The following is a 16,291-nucleotide window of genomic DNA, read 5'->3' on the forward strand; positions in this document are numbered from 1 at the left end:
AATTCAGAGCCTTTCAATGTCGCGGGTGCCCAGCAAACCATATGGGCGAACCATCAAGATGGCCAAGACCACCACATAAGGCACCAGATCGCGCGCCTTGCCACCGAAATAGCCCACCGCAATGCTCTCGAGCCAACCGACCAACAAGCCCGCGATGATGGCACCGGCCACGCTGTCGAGCCCACCCAAAATCACCACCGCTAACACACCCAATGCCGTGCCACTCAGCGCGGGCGACAAACTGCTGATGGAAGCCACGATGGTGCCCGCCACCGCGCCCACACAACCCGCAAACACCCAGGTCAGTTGCTGCGTGCGGCGCACATCGATGCCCAAGGCATAAGCGGTGATCGGGTCGCTGGCCGCCGCGCGCATGGCGATGCCCGTGCGTGAATAGCGAAAGTACAAAGACAAGCCAGCAATCACCGCCAGCGCCACCCAAAAGCTCCAAAACACCGCGCCGGGCAACATGATGTCGCCCCATATCAAAGGCTTGCGCGGCAGCATTTGCGGCATTTCCAGGTTTTGACCACCCCAAATCGCGTCCACCATGCCATGCAAAAAAGCACCCAAACCGATGGTGACCATCAGCACCGACACCACCGGCTGCCCCGCCAAGGGGCGAAGCACAAAGCGCTCGACCACGATGGCCACCAAGGAGATGCCCGCCAAGCCAAACACCACCGACAACCACAAGGGCATCTTCAACCAACTGTGCCCGGTGTACACCAAATAAGCGCCCAGCATCATGAACTCGCCGGTGGCAAAGTTGATGGCACGCGTGCCTTTGTAAATGAGCACAAAGCCCAGCGCAACCAACGCCAACAAGCCGCCGGAGAACAGGCCAATGAGCGAAAATTCGGCAAAGGTGATCCAGTCCATCATGCCCCCTGCCCTGGTGCAGTCTGCGATTCGCGCACACCCAAATAAGCCTCGATCACATCGGGGTGGCTGCGCACATGTTGGGGCGTGCCACTGGCAATGAGTTGGCCAAAATTCAGCACGGCCACATGATTGGAGATGTCCATCACCATGCCCATGTCGTGCTCAATGAGCAATATGGTCATGCCGCGCTCCTCTTGCAAATCCAAAATAAAGCGGGCCATGTCCTCGGTCTCTTCGCGGTTCATGCCGGCCACCGGTTCGTCGAGCATCAATATTTTGGGCCGCATGGCCAATGCACGCGCCAACTCCACCCGCTTTTGCAAACCATACGACAAAGAGGCCACGCTTTGGTGGCGCACATGGTCGATTTCCAAGAAGTCGATCACATCGCGCTCAATTTCCTCGCGCAATGCCAATTCTTCGCGCTGGCTTGGGCCCCAATAGGCCATGGCCTGTAAGGTGTTGGCGGCCATGCGGTTGTGCCCACCGAGCTTGATGTTGTCGAGCACCGTCATGCCGCGAAATAAGGCCACGTTTTGAAATGTGCGGGCCAAGCCCATGGCAGCGCGCACATTGGGTTTGGTGGGCGTGATGTCTCGCCCTTCCAACTGGATGCGCCCTTGCTGGGGTTTGTAAAAGCCAGAAATGGTGTTGAACAAACTGGTTTTACCCGCACCATTGGGACCAATGACAGCGGTGATTTCGCCCGCTTTGGCTTGCAGCGATACGCCACCCAGTGCCTTGATACCGCCAAAGCGCAGGTGCACATCTTTAACAGACAACAAGGGTGAGGGGTTCATGGGCTCTGATAGATCATTTCGTTCATCTGCATTTTGAACAATATCTGGCATTGGCGTGACATGACAAACCCCAACACGGCATGAACAGGTGGCACATCGACAGGTCAAACACGTTTTTTCATCCCACGGCAATCCCACGCCCCATCCAAAGGATTTTGATGGACTTCGAAAATCAAGTTCTTTTGAATTTTGTTGGTCGGCGTGGTGGGCAGCTCTTGGCGGAACACCACCCAACCCGGCGCTTTGTAATAGGCCAACTCTCGCAAGCAATAGGTCACCAGTTCAGCCGCCGTGGCCTGGGTGACAGGGGTTCCTGGGACGGGGATCACCACGGCCATGACTTCTTCGTCGCGCCATTCGTCCTTGACAGGCACAATCGCCACCCGCATCACCATGGGGTGTATGGCCAATACCGCTTCGACCTCCGCCGAGGAAATGTTCTCCCCTGAGCGGCGCACCATGTCTTTTTTTCGATCCACAAAATAAAGCATGCCTGTGCTGTCTTGGTTGACCACGTCACCGGTGTGAAACCACCCGCCTCGCCAAGATTTTTCAGTGGCCTGCGAATCCTGCAAATACCCACTGAAAAAACCTTGCCGCGGATGATCACCTTCGGCGCGAACCAGCAATTCACCCGGGGTGCCAACGGCCACAGATGCGTCTTGATCGTCGACCACTTTGACTTGCAAGGGTGCCTGGGCACGACCAAACGCACGGGTGTGGGTTTGGCGCGGGTCATGGTGATTTCCCAAAAAGCGCCCGGTTTCCGTCATGCCCCACACTTCAATCAAAGGCAGCCCGAAGCGTTGCTCAAAGGGGCCATGCAATGTGGGGTCGCAACCTGCCCCCAAACCAAAGCGAATGTGATGCTTTGACTCCCAGTCAGACACTGGTTGTTTGAACAATGCAGGGGGCATGACGCCCAAATAATGGATGGCCGTAGCCCCAGACTTGACGCAATCCTCCCACCATTGGCTGGCATGAAAACGATCCGGCAGGACCAAGCAATTTTGTGTGATGCACATGGTGGGGAATGACACCATGCTGCAGTTCATGTGAAACACAGGCAATGGATTGAGCAGTTTGTCAGCCCCTGTTTTCCAGGCCAACAGCCCACCCATGTCCCGGTACCAAGCGGCAGCGCCGAGGATGTATTCATTGGTCAGCACACAGCCCTTGGGTCTGCCAGACGTACCCGAAGTGAACAAAATGGCCACTTCGGCGCGCAAGGGGTCGGTGTTGGCGCTGGCGGGTTTGCGAGGGCTGGGCAAATGTGCATCGAATGCGTCCAGAGAAATCACTGGCGTGTCTTGGATACTGGCGTCTTCGTTGATAGCCTGCTGTAACAAAGGATGGCGTTGCGGGTGACATACGACCAAATCTGCTTGGGTCAGCTGCAAGGCATAACGGATTTCCCCCAGTCGGTAATCGGGGTTGAGGGGCACGATCGACACGCCCAACCGGTTGAGCGCCAAAAAATGGAAGAAGTGCCTGGGGTGGTTGCCCACACCCAATGCCACGCGGTGCCCTGGGCCCCACCCCCTTTGCCCGTAGTGCGCCACCAAGGCGTTCACTTCATGGTCCACTTGCGCATACGACCACACCTGGCCACCGCTGAGGGCGGATTCGGCCAGGCATGGTTTGTCCGGCACCGCACGGCGCGTGCGGTTAAACACATCGTGAAGCGTCAAGTCGGTCATGGTTGACTCAGCCTATCACTCCACCAAGATTTTTCGGTTCTTGATGACACCAGAAAAAGCCGCCGTCTCCTTGTTCAGCATTTGCCGGTACTGGGGGCTGTCCATGTACATGGCCTCACCGCTCAAGGCCTGCATTTTTTGCTGAACCTCTGGCAATGCCATGACCAGGGAAAGGGCCTTGGACAGCCTGGCGCGCACATCATCTGGTGTACCCGCAGGGGCCCATGTGCCGGCCCAGGTGTCGTAATCAATGCCCGACACCCCTTTTTCACCCAATGTGCCAATGTCGGGAAATTGCTTGGACCTTGACGGGCTGGCCACGGCAAACATGTTGGCCTTGCCAGCGCGCACATGCTGAAAGGAAATACCCGGGTCCATCACAAAATCAACCTCGCCCGTTAGCACGGCTTGCAATGCGGGTGCAGAGCCTTTATAGGGCACATGCACCACTTGAATACCGGCTTGCTGCAAAAACAACTCACCAATCAAGTGGGGTGTGGTGCCAGCCCCTGCGGATGAATAGGTCATCTTGCCCGGGTTTTTCTTGGCGTAAGCCACCAACTCGGCCACATCTTTGGCTGGGAAACCATTTCTCACCACCATGTGCAATTGAAACCGGCACAGACCAGCTACGGCCATCAAATCGGTCGCCGGATTGGCACTGGCTTTGTACAGAAATGGATTGGCCGACTCAATGGTGGTGGGCGCCACCAAAATGGTGTAACCGTCAGCGGGCGCCCTGGCCACTTCGGCCATGGCCACATTGCTGGCCGCACCTGGGCGATTGTCAATCACCACCGATGTTCCGAGGGCATCAGCCAGCGGTTGGGAGACGATGCGAGCCACCACATCGGTCGCGCCACCTGGTGGGAAACCCACGACCAATTTAATGGGTTTGTCTGGCCATTTGGTTTGCGCCTGCACACCCCAACCAGCGGCGGCACCCAGCCCAGCGACACCGGCACCGATCCATTCACGCCTGCTCCACGCTTTATTGATTCCATTCATGCTTTGTCTCCTGTATTTAGTTTTCAACCATCACCAGCCACATCACGCCCGCTTGACCCGCACCGGCAAGCCATGCATGCCCCGAAACACCAAAGAGTTGATCCAGGTTTGATCGCCCACGGGTTCTATTTGGGAAAAAGCCTCAAGCACTTTGGGAAAGGCCACTTGCCCCTCGGTGCGGGCCAGTGGGAAACCCAAGCAAATGTGCATGCCATAGCCAAAAGTGAGGTGGGCCACGCCATCGCGCTCCAAGTCGAGTTGATCGGCCTGGGTATAGGCCCTGGGGTCGCGGTTGGCCGAGTTGAGCATCACAAACATGCGCTCACCCGGCTGCAAGGTTTTGCCATGCAACTCATAAGGCTGAGCCACCAAACGCACCTGGGCGCCTGATGGGCCGTCGTAGCGCAGCAACTCTTCCACTGCTGCCGCACTCAAATCCGGGTTTTGGCGGAGTTTGTGCATTTGGTCGGGAAAGCGCATCAAAGACAGCATGCCGTTGGCGATGTGGTTGGTGGTGGTTTCATGGCCGGCAAACAACAACAAAATACAGGTGGCCACCAATTCGTCTTCGCTCAAGCGGTCATCGCCATCGCGCAGCTCGACCAATTCGGTGATCAAGTCGGCCTGGGGATGGGCGCGCCGCTGGGCAATCAGGTGACGGAAGAAAGCGGCCATTTCTTGGGTGGCTTTTTCGGCGGTGTCGTATTTTTCAGCCGATGTGCGCGACGAACCAATGAACAAGGCCATGTCATCTGACATGCGCTTGACCTCGGCCAAATCTTCTCGGGCAACGCCCAACAAGGCCATGATCACCAAGCACGGCAAGGGGCCTGCAAACTCGGTGATGAAGTCAAACTCTTCCTTGTCACGAAACCGGTTGAGCAACCAGTCTGCAATTTCCTCCACTTGGGGCCGCATGGCTTGCATGGACTTGGCGTGAAACACCTTGCTGGTCAATCGCCGCAGGCGTGTGTGCTCTGGCGGGTCTTTGAACACCATCCACAACGATAAATAGCGCATGATGCTGCCAATGCGCTCAGCCTCTGGCCCGGGCAGGCTTTCGAAAAATGGGCGCAAACGGTCTGAAGACAGCCGGTCCTTGTCCAAACAAACGGCTTTGATGTCGTCGTACCGGGTGAGCACCCAACTGCGTAAGCGCGGGCTCCAATGGCAGGGATCTTCATCGCGCATGCGTTCAAAAATAGGATAGGGGTTGGCCAAGGTGGCCGGGTCTTCGGGGTGCCAATCGATCGCTGTGCTCATGTGTTTTTTTCCAAGATGGTGACCGCGCATGCGGCTTCATCAAAGCCCATCACACCGCCGCCGTTTTCGATCAAGCCCACCGCCGCGCTTTTGATTTGGCGTGGGCCCGCCTCGCCGCGCAGTTGCAAGCACACCTCATGCACCATGGACAAACCAGTGGCCCCCACCGGATGGCCTTTGGAGACCAGTCCCCCCGAGACATTCACCGGCAAGCGACCACCCAGGGCGGTTTCACCCGACTCGACCAAGCGCCCGCCTTGCCCGTCCGGGCATTGGCGCAACATTTCCAGTTGGTAGATTTCACAAAAGGAGGTGGCGTCGTGCAACTCAATCAGGTCGATGTCTTGCGGCTTCAAGCCGGTGCGCGCATAGGCTTTATCCGCAGCGATGCGCGACAAGCCGGGCTCTTCCAAGGAACGGTATTTGCCACCCGACAGCTCACTGGTGCGCACTTTGACAGCGCGTGCGCGCGCAGCGGGTGAGAAGTGGGCCAGCGCCGCTTCAGAGCACAAAATGGCTGCGGCCGCACCATCACCCAGTGGAGAGCACATGGCGCGGGTCAAAGGCCAGCTGATCTCGCGGTCGGCCAGCACCTCATCCACGGTGAGTTCAAAGCGGTATTGGGCTTTGGGGTTGAGGCTGCCATGGTGGTGATTTTTGGCTGCGCCCACCGCGATTTGCCGCTGCGTGGTGCCATGGGTCTTCATGTGCCAAGCCGCTTGCATGGCATAGGTGTCCATGAAGACAGTTCGCCCAGGTGCCATTTCAAAGGGTTTGCCAGCCGCTTCTCCGGCGCGCCGGTAATAGTCTTGCCAGCGTTGGGGCTCGAGTTGGTCGATGGCAGTGCCAAAAATTTCAGGGACGCGCTCGGGTCGGTCAGGGCTGATGAGTTTTTCAACCCCCATGGCCAAACTGACTTGGCATTGGCCGGACAAGATGTCTTTCCACGCCCCATGAAAGGCGAGCGAAGCGGTGGCACAACCACCCTCGACATTGACCATGGGCACGCGCTCGGGGAACAAGCCCACTTGCACCATGGGGGTGAAACACACCTGCCCACGGATACCGCCCTGCCCCCACTGCCCCATGCCGCAGTTGCCAAACCAGGCTTGCTCAATCAGATGGGCATCAGAAATGGCCAAGCCCGCGTCTTGCATCGCGTCGGTGTAAGCCCATTGCGCCAAGTCGGCAAAGGAGCGGTCAGCGTGTTTGCCAAACGGCGTGCAACCCGTGCCAATCACATAGACATCGGTCATGGCAGTGGCCTGGCAGGGGTTGTGCGGACACAACAGGAGAAGATAGAGTTCATGTCGAAATTGGCTTTGTGCTTGCGCTGATGCTTGTGCTTAGAATGCCAAACGATTGTTTTTCTAATTGGTCGCCTTGACCATTCAGGAAAACCCGATAGCCCCAAAAAAGGAGACAAGACATGACTGGATTCCAAGACATCATCCTCAGTTCCGGTGCGCGCACGCCGCTGGGCGACTTTGGCAAGTCGCTGCGCGACACGCCCCTGACCACTTTGGCTGTGCACGCGGTACAAGCAAGTCTGAAGCGGGCTGGTATCACGGCCCAAGATGTCGACCACCTGGTGTACGGCAACACCGCACCGGTGGATCACGACGGTTTGTTTGCCAGCCGCAAAATTGCCATCGATGCCGGCATGCCGATTGAGAGCTCTGCCATGGGCGTGACCCGCGCTTGTGGCACTGGATCACAAGCCATCGTCACCGCCGCCCAACAAATTGCATCTGGACACAGCCACGTGGCCCTGGCCGCTGGTGGCGAAAACTATTCACGGGTGCCGTATTTGGCCCACCGGGTGCGCTGGGGCGCGCAGCGCGGTCCATTCGAATTCATCGATGGCTTGGATTACATCTACCGCTGCCCGTTCACCCGCGAGTTGATGGGCGATACGGCCGAGAACATGGTGGCACGCTTTGGTTACACCCGGCAAGCCATGGACGAGTGGGGCCACATGAGCCAGCAGCGCGCCGGTGCAGCGATGCGCAATGGGTTTTTGGCGCGCCAAATCGCCCCCATAGAACTGGCCGGACCCAAGGGCAGCCAGCATTTGTTTTCGGAAGATGAGTTTCCGCGCCCTGAAGTCACCTTGGAAAAGTTGGCCTCCCTCAAACCGGCCTTTCGCAAAGACGGCAAAGGCAGTGTGACAGCGGGCAACTCCAGCGGCGTGACCGATGGAGCAGCCGCTTTGGTGGTGTCCAGCCTCGCGGCGGCCCAACGCTTGGGCATCCCGGTGCAAGCGCGTTTGGTGGACTGGGCAGTGGTGGGGGTACCCGCAGAGATCATGGGCAGTGGCCCGGTGCCCGCCATCCAACGCCTGTTGGCGCAACGCCAACTCAAAGTGGCTGACATCGACTACTTTGAAATCAATGAGGCCTTTGCGGTGGTGAACCTGCATGCCGAGCGAGAGTTGGGCATCCCACGCGAGCGCACCAACTTATATGGCGGTGGCATCAGCCTGGGGCATCCGCCCGGCGCCACAGGGCTGCGCATGACCATGACCGCCATGCACCACCTGGCCGACACCGGTGGGCGCTACGCCATCATCAGCATGTGCCTGGGCTCGGGCATGGGCATGGCCACCTTGATCGAAAACGCCTTGGTCTGAAAAAGTCAGAGCGGGGCCGGTACCGGCTGGCACGCACAACCGGCTCAGCCAACGGCACCGTCAGGGCAGTGCGTCCAGCGCGGCCATGTAGTGCGGGTCGACCATCAGTTCAGCCCAATCCAATGCGGGGCTGCTTGGCAACAAACGCAGCCGTCGCCCTTCGCTGGCGGCACTGGCTTGCCAACGGCCTTGTTGTTGGGCCAACCACAAACCATCCAGCAAATCGTCCACCGCTTGACCGCCACCCTCGCTGCTGGGTGTGCTTTGGTTGCACAGCAAGACCATGTCGCACCCGGCCTTGAGCGCCACCAGGGCAGCGTCGGTGTAAGAGACGGTTTTCCCACCGATGTGGCGCGCCCCTTCCATTGATAAATCATCGCTGAAGATGGCGCCCTGAAATCCCAACTGGCGACGCAAAATGTCTTGCAACCAGCGCGATGAAAAACCGGCCGGCAACGCATCCACCGATGGGTAGATGACATGGGCCGGCATGATGCTGGTCAAACCCAAGGGCAGCCATTCATAGGGCTTGGCATCATCAGCCAAGATGGTTTTCAGGCTGCGCTCATCCACCGGTACTTCGGTGTGCGAGTCGGCGCGCACAAAACCATGTCCGGGAAAATGTTTGCCGCAATTGGCCATGCCCGACTGCAACAAGCCATGCATCAGGTTGTGCGCCAGCACCGAAACGATTTGGGGGTCGCGGTGAAAAGCCCGGTCGCCAATCACGCCGCTTTCACCATGGTCCAAGTCGAGCACGGGTGTGAAGCTCATGTCAACACCACAAGCGCGCAACTCGGCACCCAGCACGAAGCCACAAGCGGTGGCCGCATGGCACGCTTGCAAGGCGGCGGTGGCTGCGGGGGCCTGGCGCGGCACCGCTTGCATCCACAGCTCACCGAGCCGGCGCATGGGTGGCAAATGGGTAAATCCATCGGTGCGGAAACGCTGCACACGCCCCCCTTCGTGGTCGACGCAAATCAAGGCATCTGGACGGACGTCTTTGATGTCCTGGCACAAAGCCGTGAGTTGCGCACGGTTGACCCAATTGCGGGCAAACAAAATCAATCCGCCCGTCAAGGGGTGGACCAAGCGGCGTCGGTCAGTGGGACTGAGTTGGGTGCCAGCGATGTCCAAAATCAACGGGGCGTGGGGGGTATTCAAGGCTCAGGCTTCCATTTGTTCGATAACCACAAAACTGACCGCGTAATCGGTTTCATCGCTGACGCTGACCCGCGCCACCAAGCGGCGCGCTGCGCACCAGTCTTTCAAAACGCCATGCAGCACGATGTGGGGCTCGCCACTGGGGTGCTTGGCGATTTCACACAAACGCCAGGTCATGGGCATGCGCATGCCCAAGCCCACGGCCTTGCTGAAGGCCTCTTTGGCCGAAAAACGGGTGGCGACATAGCGCACCCCGCGCTCTGGCCAGCGCGCAGAGCGTGTGCGCCAAGTTTGCATTTCGGCGTCCGACAAAATTTTGGCGGCGAAGCGTTCACCGTGGCGGTCCAAGGACTGGCGAATGCGGCGCACATCGCAAATGTCGGTGCCAATGCCATAAACCATGGACCGGGCTTTCAGCGCAAGCAGGCCAAATAAGCGGCCACCGTGTGGGCATACCCCTGCTCCAAGGCATCTGCGATGAGCGCGTGTCCAATCGAGACCTCTTGCACGCCCTTGACGTTTTGCACAAAGTCGCGCAGGTTGTGCAGGTTCAAGTCGTGTCCGGCATTCACGCCCAAACCCACCGCTTGGGCGGCCAGCGCGGCTTGGGCAAAGCGAGCCAGCACCCCAGCAGCTGGGGCACTGCCATGGGCTTGGGCATAGGGCTCGGTGTACAACTCGATGCGGTCTGCCCCCACGGCTTTGACGTCGGCCATGGCTTGGGGGTCGGCATCCATGAACAGGCTCACCCGTGCACCCAGGTCCTGGGCGGCTTGGATCAAGGGCCGCAAACGCGCTGCATCGGCGGGGAACGACCAGCCATGGTCGCTGGTGAACTGGCCCTCGCTGTCGGGCACAAAGGTCACCTGGTGCGGTCGTGCGCTGTGCACAAAACCCATGAGGTTGTGAAAAGGGTTGCCCTCAATATTGAATTCGCGATCAGGCCAATCGCGCATCAAAGCCGCCAAATCAGCCACATCGCCCGCGCGGATGTGGCGCTCGTCAGGTCGCGGATGAACGGTGATGCCATGGGCCCCAGCTTGCAAACACAACTCGGCGGCCCGCACCACGTTGGGAATGCCCAGGTGCCGGGTGTTGCGCACCAAGGCGACTTTGTTGAGGTTGACGGACAGCGCGGTGTTCATGGTCAAAAGCTTTAAAAGGCTTGCACATCGAGCATGACTTGGCGCGTGCGCAGGGTCTGGACACCGCAATGGTAGTGCAGCAATTGGCGCAGTTGGGTCTGCAGGGCTTGGCGTTGGTGGCTGGGCCATTGGGCGCATTCGCGCAGCAAGGTCGGCAGGGGCCATTCGCTCACCAGGCCCTCGCCCAGGGCCAGCCACAAGGCACCGGGCAAGGCCGCCACATCGGGCGCGCCAGCGCTGCGCAAGCCCCCCTCGGGCACCAGGCTGTAACTCGCCTCCCGCTGCAAAGGCCCCAGCGTGAGGGTTTGCTGCGCCAAGTCAGGCAACAAGCCCACATCGCGCAGCAGCAACAACTCAAAAGCCCGCAACGCAGCTGCTGTGGTGGTGGCTGGGGCGGTGGCCAAGACCTCCACCACTTGGGTGTACAAATCAAACAAGCGTGGATGGGCGTCGTCGCGGGCCAGCAAGCGCATCAGCAATTCATTCAGGTAATAACCCGAGAGCAAGGCGTCGCCACTGGGCATGGGGTGGCCACCCACCCATTCGGCCGATTTGAGGGTGCGCACCTCACCTGTGCCGCCATAAGCGATGGACAAACGCTGCAAGGGCAACAGCACCGGCCGAAAGCCTGAGCTGGGCCGCTTGGCCCCTTTGGCCACCAAGGCCACGCGCCCATGGTGGCGGGTGAAGGCCTCCAAAATCAAGCTGGTCTCGCTCCAGTCGTAGCGGTGCAGCACAAAGGCGGGCTCGTCGCTGGTGCGCGCGGCGCTGGCCCTACTCGTAGCCAAAGCTGCGCACCCGGGCCTCGTCGTCGGCCCACCCAGAGCGCACCTTGACCCACAACTCGATGAAAACCTTGGCATCCAACAAGGTCTCCAGCTCGGTGCGCGCCTCGGTGCCCATGCGTTTGAGGCGCTCGCCGCCTTGCCCAATCACCATGGCCTTGTGCCCATCGCGCTCGACCACGATGGTGGCGCTGATGCGCACCATGCGCCCGCCTTTGTGCGCCGGCTCTTCCTCGAATTTATCGATCACCACGGTGGAGGTGTAGGGCAACTCGTCGCCGGTCAAGCGAAACAGTTTTTCGCGCACGATTTCGCTGGCCAGGAATTTTTCACTGCGATCGGTCAGCTCGTCAGCGCCATACCACCACGATTGTTCAGGCAGATAGCGGCTGCAAATGTCCATCAGGTGCGCCACATCCTTGGGGTTTTTGGCGCTCAAGGGCACAAATTCTGTGAACGGATAGCGCTCTTGCATGGACTTGAGCCACGGGGCCAATTCGCCGCGCCGGTGCACTTTGTCCAACTTATTGGCGATCAACAAAACCCGGCTGCCCGGTCGCAGCAGGGCCAGCACCTTGGCATCGGCCAGCGCAAAACTACCTGCCTCGACCACAAACAACACCAGATCCACATCGCCCACCGCACCCAAAACCGTTTTATTGAGTGACCGGTTCAAGGCGTTGTTGTGCCGGGTTTGAAATCCCGGCGTATCGACAAAGATGAACTGCGCCAGCCCTTCGCTGCGGATGCCGGTGATGCGGTGGCGCGTGGTTTGCGCTTTGCGCGATGTGATGCTGATTTTTTGACCGACCAAGGCATTGAGCAAGGTGGACTTGCCCACATTGGGCTTGCCCACAATGGCCACCAAACCACAGCGCTGACCTGGCAAGCCCACGGGTGCACCCAGGGGTGCACCACCGGCCGCCGGGGCCTGTGCCACGTTGGGCTGCACCTCTGGCGGGGCATGCTCGGGCACTGCGCTGGGTGGGTCGGGCTGGTTCATGGGGGGCTTTCTTTGAAGGTTTGCAACACCACCGCCGCAGCGGCCTGCTCGGCTGCGCGGCGCGAACTGCCAATGCCTCTTTCGTGCCGCCCCAGTTCAGGGATTTCACATTCGACATCAAAAATTTGCTGGTGGGCCGCACCCGAAGTGCCCACCACCCGATAAATGGGCAGTTTGAGCTTACGCCCCTGTAACCACTCTTGCAATTCGGTCTTGGGGTCTTTGGCCACGGCTTGCATTTGCGGGTGGAGCTCCACACTGGCAAACAAACGCTGCACCAAACCCTGCGCGGCCTCGTAGCCGGCGTCCAAATAAATGGCACCAATCAGGCCTTCAAGTGCGTCGGCCAGTATCGAAGGCCGTTTGGTTCCGCCCGAGCGCAGTTCACCCTCGCCCAACTGGATCAAACCGGGCAGGCCCAGCTTGAGGGCCTGCTCATGCAGGCTTTCTTGCCGAACCAGGTTAGAGCGCATGCGCGAGAGTTCACCCTCTGGCACATGGCTCATGCGCTCAAACAACAGGTGGGCCACCGCCAAATTGAGCACGGAGTCGCCCAAAAACTCCAAACGCTCGTTGTGCTCGGCCGAATGGCTGCGGTGGGTCAGCGCCTGGTGCAGCAAAGCGGGGGTGTTGAACGTGTGCTGCAAGCGCTGTTGCAGCGCCACCAGGTCTGTTCGAGCGGCCGGCGGTTCTGACATGCTCAGTCGATGGCCCCAATGCGTTTGAGGCTGCTGAAATTCATCCACACCATGATGGCTTTGCCAACAATGTTGGCCTCGGGCACAAAGCCCCAATAGCGCGAGTCCAACGAGTTGTCGCGGTTGTCACCCAGCATGAAGAAGTAGCCCGGCGGTACCTTGCACACCACGCCTTCGACGCTGTAGCTGCATTGGTTTTTAAAGGGAAAGTCTTCCGTGCCTGCAATAAACGCTGGCCGCTCTGCATTGTTGAGCAGGCGGATGTTTTTGGTGGGCGTCATCTCCGAAGGGCTGGCACCCACCGGAAAGCTTTCTTGGAACTGCTTGATGTAGCTCAGGCTGTCTTCCTCAAAAAAATCGGGCAAACTGGCCTTGGGCACCGGCTGGCCGTTGATGGTCAGCTGCTTGTTCAAGTAAGCCACCTCGTCGCCGGGCACGCCAACCACCCGCTTGATGTAGTCCAAGCTCGGCTTGGGTGGGTAGCGAAACACCATCACATCGCCGCGGCGCACTGGCTCGCCAGCGGTGACTTTGGTGTTGATCACCGGCAATCGAACACCGTAATGAAACTTGTTGACCAAGATCAGGTCGCCCACCCACAAGGTGGGGATCATCGATCCTGAGGGAATTTTGAACGGCTCAAACAAAAAGGAACGCAACAAAAACACCACCAATATCACCGGGAACAGGCCAGCGGTCCAGTCCAACCACCAAGGTTGCATCAGCAAACGCTCGCGGGCGGGGGCGGTGTTGACATCGGTTTTTTGGATGCCCAGCTTGGTCAATTCTTCGCGCCGCGCCAGCGCCTCGTCTTCGAGGGCTTGTGCCTGGGCCAGGCGCTGGGGCAAAAAGTAAAAACGCTCGGCAAGCCAATAAAGGCCCGTAACCACCGTGGCGGTGAACAGCAACAGGGCGAAATTGCCGTCATACATGCCCATGTACCAAGCGCCGGCATAGCTGACAAAGGCCGCCAGCACAAATGCGGTGAAGATGGCCATCAGTCTTCCACCTGCAAAATGGCCAAGAACGCTTCTTGTGGGACTTCCACCGATCCAATTTGTTTCATGCGCTTCTTGCCTGCCTTTTGTTTTTCCAACAATTTACGTTTGCGACTGATGTCACCACCGTAGCATTTTGCCAGCACATTTTTGCGCAAGGCCTTGACGGTTTCGCGCGCAATGATGTTGGCACCGATGGCCGCTTGGATGGCCACATCAAACATCTGGCGCGAAATGATTTCGCGCATCTTGCCGACCACGGCGCGGCCTCGGTATTGGGACTGGCTGCGGTGCACGATGATGGACAAGGCGTCGACTTTTTCACCGTTGAGCAAGATGTCCACCTTGACCACATCAGCGGCGCGGTACTCTTTGAAGTCGTAATCCATGGACGCATAGCCGCGCGACACCGATTTCAGCTTGTCAAAGAAGTCGAGCACGATTTCACCCAAGGGCAGCTCGTAGGTGAGCATGACTTGGCGGCCGTGGTAGGCCATGTTGAGTTGCACACCGCGCTTTTGGTTGGCCAGGGTCATGACCGCGCCCACATAGTCTTGCGGCATGTAGAGGTGCACGGTGACGATGGGCTCGCGGATTTCGAGCATCTTCCCCTGATCGGGCATTTTGGAGGGGTTGTCGACCAACACCACCTCGCCATCGGCGCGCACCACTTGGTAAACCACGCTGGGCGCGGTGGTGATCAAATCCTGGTCAAACTCGCGCTCCAAACGCTCTTGCACGATCTCCATGTGCAGCAAGCCCAAAAAGCCGCAGCGGAACCCAAAGCCCAGCGCTTGCGACACCTCGGGCTCGTAGTGCAATGATGAGTCATTGAGCTTGAGCTTTTCCAAGCTGTCGCGCAAAGCGTCGTATTGATTGGCCTCGGTCGGGTACAGGCCAGCAAACACCTGCGGCTTGATCTCTTTGAAGCCCGGCAAAGCCTCGGTGGCTGTGAAGGCTGCGCCACCGGTGCCGGCTTTGATCAGGGTGATGGTGTCGCCGACCTTGGCGGCCTGCAGTTCTTTGATGCCCGCAATGATGTAACCCACCTCGCCCGCCTCCAAGGACTCGCGCGGCTGGTTGGCGGGGGTGAAAACCCCTAGGTTGTCGGCGTTGTAGGTGGTGCCGGTGGCCATCATCTTGATGCGCTCACCCTTGGCCAAGCGGCCATCGACCACCCGCACCAACATCACGACGCCGACGTAGGTGTCAAACCAGCTGTCGACGATCATGGCCCGCAAGGGCCCATTGGGGTTGCCTTTGGGCGAGGGAATTTTGGCCACGATGGCCTCTAGGATTTCATCCACGCCCATGCCGGTTTTGGCCGAGCAAGGGATGGCGTCGGTGGCGTCGATGCCGATCACGTCCTCGATCTCCGCTTTGGCATTGTCGGGATCGGCTTGGGGCAAATCCATTTTGTTGAGCACCGGCAGCACCTCCACCCCCAACTCGGTGGCGGTGTAGCAATTGGCCACAGTCTGCGCTTCAACACCTTGGCTGGCATCGACCACCAGCAAGGCGCCTTCACACGCCGACAGGGAGCGCGAGACTTCATAGGAGAAGTCCACGTGGCCCGGGGTATCGATCAAATTCAGGTTGTAGATCTGGCCATCATTGGCCTTGTATTGCAAAGAAGCGGTCTGTGCCTTGATGGTTATCCCACGCTCTTTTTCGATGTCCATCGAGTCGAGCACCTGCGCTTGCATTTCTCGATCGCTCAGTCCACCGCAGCGTTGAATCAGTCGATCGGCCAATGTCGATTTGCCATGATCGATGTGCGCGATGATCGAAAAATTTCTGATGTTCTTCATCAATGGATGCTGTTAAGTGACTGAATTAAAAGGCGCGAAACCATAAAAAAGGGCGCGTCAAGTGCTGACGCGCCCTGAACCAACAATCTATGGCAACTGCGATAGTTGGGACTTCATTGTATGGAAATTGGACCCCAAGCAAAGGCCCTTGGTGCCGTTGGAAGGCCCGTTGCAAGCCAGCAACACGGAAGTTATGCACAACATATCAACAATCTCTGGGTAATTTAGCTGAACAACTTGTGGGCGAACTGTGGACTCAGTGTCAACATCTCGCATGGTGGATTTTAAACGCTGGGAATGATGGTTTTGATCGGTGTTCAAGGGGTCTTTTTTTGACCTATATGACAACAGTATCCAAATTGATTTCTTATTTTTGTCGATTTGATGTGAAAAAAATAT

At 58.6% G+C, this 16,291-nt stretch carries 15 protein-coding genes; 1 reads left to right on the top strand and 14 read right to left on the bottom strand.

Features of this window, described 5'->3' with window-relative positions; genetic code table 11:
* Positions 1–3: 3 nt before the first annotated feature.
* The 6 genes from AC8GFZ_RS15195 to AC8GFZ_RS15220 all read right to left on the bottom strand — a co-directional run bounded on the left by AC8GFZ_RS15195 (position 4) and on the right by AC8GFZ_RS15220 (position 6,912).
* Positions 4–882 (bottom strand): branched-chain amino acid ABC transporter permease, encoded by an 879-nt coding sequence (locus tag AC8GFZ_RS15195; RefSeq protein WP_506645755.1) that lies wholly within the window; start codon positions 880–882, stop codon positions 4–6.
* Positions 882–1,685 carry an ABC transporter ATP-binding protein gene (locus tag AC8GFZ_RS15200; RefSeq protein ID WP_506645756.1) on the bottom strand — a complete coding sequence of 268 codons (804 nt, stop codon included), beginning with the start codon at positions 1,683–1,685 and terminating at the stop codon, positions 882–884. The genes AC8GFZ_RS15195 and AC8GFZ_RS15200 overlap by 1 nt, the downstream gene beginning before the upstream one ends.
* Positions 1,686–1,789: 104 nt before the next feature.
* Positions 1,790–3,385, bottom strand: coding sequence for an AMP-binding protein (locus tag AC8GFZ_RS15205; RefSeq protein ID WP_506645757.1), 1,596 nt, complete (start codon positions 3,383–3,385; stop codon positions 1,790–1,792).
* A 15-nt stretch (positions 3,386–3,400) separates the two neighbouring features.
* The gene (locus tag AC8GFZ_RS15210) at positions 3,401–4,393 is read right to left on the bottom strand and encodes a tripartite tricarboxylate transporter substrate binding protein (RefSeq protein ID WP_506645758.1); all 993 of its coding nucleotides are present in this window, start codon (positions 4,391–4,393) and stop codon (positions 3,401–3,403) included.
* 42 nt (positions 4,394–4,435) lie between these two features.
* Positions 4,436–5,656, bottom strand: a complete 1,221-nt coding sequence (locus AC8GFZ_RS15215; protein WP_506645759.1) for a cytochrome P450 — start codon at positions 5,654–5,656, stop codon at positions 4,436–4,438.
* The gene (locus AC8GFZ_RS15220) at positions 5,653–6,912 is read right to left on the bottom strand and encodes a thiolase family protein (RefSeq protein WP_506645760.1); all 1,260 of its coding nucleotides are present in this window, start codon (positions 6,910–6,912) and stop codon (positions 5,653–5,655) included. Before AC8GFZ_RS15220 ends, AC8GFZ_RS15215 begins: the two co-directional genes overlap by 4 nt.
* A 173-nt stretch (positions 6,913–7,085) precedes the next feature.
* Here AC8GFZ_RS15220 and AC8GFZ_RS15225 point away from each other — a divergent pair, with 173 nt between their 5' ends.
* Positions 7,086–8,288 (top strand): thiolase family protein, encoded by a 1,203-nt coding sequence (locus tag AC8GFZ_RS15225; RefSeq protein ID WP_506645761.1) that lies wholly within the window; start codon positions 7,086–7,088, stop codon positions 8,286–8,288.
* 60 nt (positions 8,289–8,348) lie between these two features.
* Here AC8GFZ_RS15225 and nagZ read toward each other — a convergent pair whose 3' ends face one another.
* From nagZ to lepA, 8 genes are read right to left on the bottom strand one after another with little or no spacing between them, the layout of a single operon-like run.
* Positions 8,349–9,452 (bottom strand): beta-N-acetylhexosaminidase, encoded by a 1,104-nt coding sequence (gene nagZ / locus AC8GFZ_RS15230; protein WP_506645762.1) that lies wholly within the window; start codon positions 9,450–9,452, stop codon positions 8,349–8,351.
* A gap of 3 nt (positions 9,453–9,455) precedes the next feature.
* Positions 9,456–9,854, bottom strand: coding sequence for a holo-ACP synthase (acpS, locus tag AC8GFZ_RS15235; RefSeq protein ID WP_506645763.1), 399 nt, complete (start codon positions 9,852–9,854; stop codon positions 9,456–9,458).
* 11 nt (positions 9,855–9,865) lie between these two features.
* Complete coding sequence (locus AC8GFZ_RS15240; RefSeq protein ID WP_506645764.1) at positions 9,866–10,597, bottom strand: pyridoxine 5'-phosphate synthase; 732 nt, start codon at positions 10,595–10,597, stop codon at positions 9,866–9,868.
* Positions 10,598–10,608: 11 nt separating this feature from the next.
* Positions 10,609–11,385 (bottom strand): DNA repair protein RecO, encoded by a 777-nt coding sequence (recO, locus tag AC8GFZ_RS15245; protein WP_506645765.1) that lies wholly within the window; start codon positions 11,383–11,385, stop codon positions 10,609–10,611.
* Positions 11,372–12,385: a GTPase Era gene (gene era, locus AC8GFZ_RS15250; RefSeq protein ID WP_506645766.1), complete on the bottom strand. Its 1,014-nt coding sequence runs from the start codon at positions 12,383–12,385 to the stop codon at positions 11,372–11,374. The genes recO and era overlap by 14 nt, the downstream gene beginning before the upstream one ends.
* Complete coding sequence (gene rnc, locus AC8GFZ_RS15255) at positions 12,382–13,083, bottom strand: ribonuclease III (RefSeq protein WP_506645767.1); 702 nt, start codon at positions 13,081–13,083, stop codon at positions 12,382–12,384. Before rnc ends, era begins: the two co-directional genes overlap by 4 nt.
* A gap of 2 nt (positions 13,084–13,085) precedes the next feature.
* Positions 13,086–14,081, bottom strand: a complete 996-nt coding sequence (gene lepB / locus AC8GFZ_RS15260; RefSeq protein WP_506645768.1) for a signal peptidase I — start codon at positions 14,079–14,081, stop codon at positions 13,086–13,088.
* Complete coding sequence (gene lepA, locus AC8GFZ_RS15265; RefSeq protein ID WP_506645769.1) at positions 14,081–15,892, bottom strand: translation elongation factor 4; 1,812 nt, start codon at positions 15,890–15,892, stop codon at positions 14,081–14,083. The genes lepB and lepA overlap by 1 nt, the downstream gene beginning before the upstream one ends.
* Positions 15,893–16,291 lie beyond the last annotated feature (399 nt).

It is taken from the genome of Limnohabitans rimovensis (SeqCode), assembly GCF_965234775.1.
In the GTDB taxonomy this organism is placed as follows: Bacteria; Pseudomonadota; Gammaproteobacteria; order Burkholderiales; family Burkholderiaceae_C; genus Limnohabitans; species Limnohabitans rimovensis.